Origin of the sequence: Zhongshania sp. (genome assembly GCF_041623545.1) — a bacterium.
GTDB lineage: Bacteria > Pseudomonadota > Gammaproteobacteria > Pseudomonadales > Spongiibacteraceae > Spongiibacter.
This window is the reverse complement of the sequence record NZ_JBFJWS010000271.1, coordinates 1-4,386: the sequence shown is the minus strand read 5'-3', so window position 1 is coordinate 4,386 and position 4,386 is coordinate 1. Positions and strand designations below refer to the sequence as shown.

The window sequence follows — 4,386 nt, the reverse complement described above, 5'->3', positions numbered from 1 at the left end:
CTGGCGGCTCGACCAATACCGACGAGCTGTTCGAGGGGATGAGGGATATGGCCAAGCATTTTTCTCAACTTTGGCGCGTTAAAGAGGAAAAGATTGCTGCCGGTGGAGAAGTAGGTTTTGATCTAATCGGTATGTTGCAGAATAATGCAGATACTAAGAATCTGATTAACAAACCTATGGAGTTCCTTGGTAATTTAGTTCTCTTAATTGTTGGTGGTAATGACACCACCCGTAACTCGATGTCTGGTGGTGTTCTTGCCTTGAATCGCTTCCCTGACGAGTTTGCTAAGCTGAAGAACGATCCTAGCTTGATTCCAAACATGGTGTCAGAAATTATCCGCTGGCAAACGCCGCTGGCGTATATGCGTCGTATCGCGAAGCAGGATGTGGAGCTAAATGGCAAAACCATCAAAAAGGGTGACAAGGTCGTAATGTGGTATGCCTCTGGCAACAGAGACGAGCGCGCAATTGAGCGGCCTGATGAGTTTATCGTGGATCGAAAAGGCGCGCGTAACCACCTTTCCTTTGGCTTTGGCGTTCATCGCTGTATGGGTAATCGTCTTGCTGAGTTGCAGTTGCGTATACTGTGGGAAGAATTGTTAGCGAGATTCGATAAAATCGAAGTAGTTGGCGAGCCCGAGTATGTGCAGTCTAACTTTGTAAAAGGCTATTCGAAGATGATGGTTAAACTTACATCGAAGTAGTTTAGAGTAGTGTTAGTAATACGGGGGAGCTTGGTGCCAATGTGTATTAGCTTTCCCTTGTGCTGTATTTTAATTAAATTTATTAGAGTTAATATTCTGGTTTTCTCGGCGTTTATAGCTGAGTAATTGACGATGCCTTTGCCCCTTCGGGGGCCTTTTTATGAAATAATTTTTACGTATATAGTACATATATACTTTAATAATTGTCTATTTTGTAGTGCTTATCCTCGTTTATTCATGTTCTTAATTATAGCGAGCGCCGACTTTCTAGGTTGCCGTCAATTGCGATAAACTTCTGAGCCAGGATTTCCTTGAAGGCGATACTTTATTCATTAACCGACAATGAGGCATTCTGGATGATCGCGATATTTTTCTTTGATAACGCTGAATGCTCTTTTCCAATGCTTGTCGTGCCATCTTCATGCTAATAGGGGCGGTATAATCTATGCGGCGCGGAAAATCAGAAGAAAAATATGTTGATGTTCCGGGTGGAAGTATTTATGTCCGGATTTGGCATCCAGTAGAACCGTCAACGTCACCTCCAATCGTCCTGTTGCACGATTCGTTAGGCTGTGTAGCTCTGTGGCGAGAGTTTCCGGCTCAGCTTTCCCTTAGCCTTGGTCGCACAGTTGTCGCCTATGACCGGCTGGGGTTTGGTAGGTCCAGCGAACGCGTAGAACGACCGTCGCGCAGATTCATTGACGAAGAAGCGGAAATTGTTTTCCCATCACTTTGTGCGTCTCTAGGCTTGGACGCGGTGGTTCCATTTGGTCATAGTGTCGGCGGTGGTATGGCGATAGCAATTGCTGCTATTCACTCCCGAGCTAAGCTCTGCTCTAGTCTTATTGCCGAGTCTGCGCAGCCATTTATAGAAGAACAAACAATAAACGGGATCGAAGCTGCGAAGCAGTACTTCAGTAATCCGATCAATATGGAAAAGCTTACCAAATACCATGGTAATAAAGCTCGCTGGGTCTTGGCTGCGTGGACTGAAACTTGGCTTGATCCTGAGTTCAGAGATTGGAATCTGGTTTGCCATCTAAAGGAGGTGCAGTGTCCGGTGTTGGCAATTCACGGTGACAATGATGAATACGGATCAGTCGCGTTTCCCAATTTCATTGCCGGCTCTGTTTCAGGACACTCTCTGGCCGTTATTATGGACGGAGTAACTCATGTCCCACACCATGAAGACCCGAGAAAGGTTATGGAAATAGTTAAAAGCTTCCTAACAAAGGGTGATGAGCATAGCGCTGTTACAGTCAGCTCTTAGTGTAGGCTTTTTTGCTACTCACCCACCGTTTTGGGCTTGTCGGTAATCTCTCGGCGAGCAGTCGCTCCAGCGTCGAAAGGCTCGAGTAAAACTACTTGTGTCCGTGTAGCCTAAATGCGCAGCCAATTCTTCTATTTTCATGTCGCTACTTACTAGAAGTTGGAACGCCATTTGTTTTCGCTCCTCCTCTACCAGAGCGCGAAAACTAGTGTTTTCATGACCTAATCTGCGCCGGAGTGTGCGGGTAGATAAATTTATAGCAGACGCAACATCGTCTAGCGATGCCATTAGCCCTAAGTCGCCTAAAATTTGATTCCTAACGCTATCGCGAATTCCGCCAGTTTGTCGCTGGCGCAATTGCCTGGCGCATTGATCGCTTAATAGTCTCGCTAGGTTGGCATCGTAAGTAGGCTGTGGTTTATCAATATATTTAATAGGAACGCGAATGGCGTTGCGCCTGCTTTGATAAAGTGGTTTAACCCCGCAGACCGACTCTATGTAGGCTGAGTTTGTAGTATCCAAGGCATTAAATTCGGTCTGCATAGTCTGAATTTCATTTAGGCTAAGCTCTTTGATGATTATGATGCTGGCGGCCATATCTCGTTCTAACAAGAAATCGCGGAGATGGCTGGGTATGGATTGCGGGTTCATGAGCAAACCAAAATAGCCGTCTTCCTCGAAGGCGTTAATTTCGCAATAAGCGGTGCTTAATGGTAGAAAACGGAGCGCGGTGTTGAGGGCGTCCCTGAGGGTTCGACAGGTTCGCAATGAGAAACCCCAAATCCCGAAAGTGGCGATGTTGTAGCAAAGGCCAATTTTAAAGCCTAGTGCGGGTATATCGGGTAGTGCGAGCATGATGTTTTCAATGAGCCGCATTTCCTGTTCGCGCTCTATGAGTGCCGCGCCGTCGTTAAGGCGGTGCTCTGAGATGTCGGTTCCAAATAGACAGGTTTCCGGATCTACACCGTGATTTTTCGCAAAATTTATCATCACTTTGCTTATAGCGACAGGACGACGGGTGCTCTGGGTATTTCCCATGTGAAAAGCCTGAGTTGGGTGGTGCTAATTTCTGGCCATAAGTACCGCGCGAAAGGACATAAGTGTCATGTTACTTTTAAAGGCGCCGCTGTACATTGAGTACTGTTAAATAATTCAATTTTCAATTGTTACATGGTAATGAAAATGCAGGAAGAGCTAAAGGACTTAAATAAGAAGGCTTTAGGTGCCGCGATAAGTTATATGGGTAAAGTTGCTTGGCCGACGATAGCGCTTACATTGCTTGTATGTAGTCTATTCGTACTATGTATAGTGCTTTTTGCAAATGATGTGATAACCGTTTGGTTGGCTACACCGCTTGTTAGTGTCCTAACCTATATGGCGTATACGCCCTTGCACGAAGCTGTCCACGGAAATATTCATGGTAGTAAATCGAGGATGCGGTGGGTGAACGATGTTTGTGGCTATCTGGTTGCGCCCATTATCGGTGTTCCGTTTGCCTCCCATCGTCACGAGCATTTTACTCATCACCGTTATACCAACATTAAAGGAAAGGACCCGGATTATCTGATTAGCGGGATGGGTAAGGGGCCTTTTAGTGTATTGCTGACCACCTTAAAGTTCTTCTATGCTCAGAACAGTTTCTTCGCGGAAAATAATTGGCATTCTGCCGATTTAAAAGAGCGTGTTGTTTACAGTGCTGAACTGTGTATCTCGCTGGGGTGGCGTCTACTTGCTATCCTGCTTATTGATCAGCCTGGCATCTCTATTGTTGTTTTGGTGGGGTATTTCTTTGGCGGTCTCTTTACGGCTTATTGGTTTGCGTATCGGCCGCATTATCCGTATGACAATACTGAGCGCTACCAGAATACGAGTAGCCTCATTATGCCCCGGTGGATGCGTCCATTGGAATGGTTTTGGTTAGGCCAAAATATTCACTCAGTTCACCACCTATTTCCTCGGGTTCCCTTCTATCGCTATCACGCGCTGCATCGGGATATTGAGCCGATACTGCGTGCGCATGGTACGCCAATTCTTGGTATCTGGAGTCGGGCGCCGGTGACGAGGAGTTAGGACTGATTTTTATCGAGGCTTTCTTGCGTTGTTATTGCGGGTGAGTTTTCGAAGCATAAAAAACTTCTCTTAATGGCAAGTTGAGAAGAATTGTGAGGTGCGTTCATGTTTGGCCCTCTGTGATGTTGAATAAAGGAACTGAGTGTTATGTGTTTAAAGTTGGTAATGCCGTTGATGACCTTTTTGCTAGTACCGGTTGCATACGCATCAAATGGATATTTTTCGCATGGTTATGGTGCTGTTAATAAAGGTATGGGAGGTGCTGGCGTTGCGTGGTCTCAAGACGCTTTGGCGGCAGCCACCAATCCGGCAGGTATGAATTCGGTAGGGAATAAGCTGGAT

4 protein-coding genes and 1 pseudogene are annotated in these 4,386 nt (G+C 46.0%); 4 read left to right on the top strand and 1 reads right to left on the bottom strand.

Features of this window, described 5'->3' with window-relative positions; all coding sequences use genetic code 11:
- Together ABYT30_RS16190 and ABYT30_RS16185 are read left to right on the top strand one after the other, a co-directional pair.
- Positions 1–704: cytochrome P450 (locus ABYT30_RS16190; protein ID WP_373097504.1), on the top strand; the 704-nt coding region annotated here is incomplete at its 5' end.
- Positions 705–1,149: 445 nt separating this feature from the next.
- Positions 1,150–1,974: an alpha/beta fold hydrolase gene (locus ABYT30_RS16185; protein ID WP_373097503.1), complete on the top strand. Its 825-nt coding sequence runs from the start codon at positions 1,150–1,152 to the stop codon at positions 1,972–1,974.
- A gap of 18 nt (positions 1,975–1,992) precedes the next feature.
- On the opposite strand, the gene ABYT30_RS16180 is transcribed toward ABYT30_RS16185, so the two are convergent.
- On the bottom strand, positions 1,993–3,012 hold the full coding sequence (locus tag ABYT30_RS16180) for an AraC family transcriptional regulator (RefSeq protein WP_373097502.1): 1,020 nt from the start codon (positions 3,010–3,012) through the stop codon (positions 1,993–1,995).
- A gap of 132 nt (positions 3,013–3,144) precedes the next feature.
- Between ABYT30_RS16180 and ABYT30_RS16175 the strand changes: the two genes are divergently transcribed.
- Positions 3,145–4,044, top strand: a complete 900-nt coding sequence (locus tag ABYT30_RS16175) for a fatty acid desaturase (RefSeq protein WP_373097501.1) — start codon at positions 3,145–3,147, stop codon at positions 4,042–4,044.
- Between the two features lie 147 nt (positions 4,045–4,191).
- Positions 4,192–4,386, top strand: a pseudogene (locus ABYT30_RS16170) (long-chain fatty acid transporter); the annotation flags it as partial.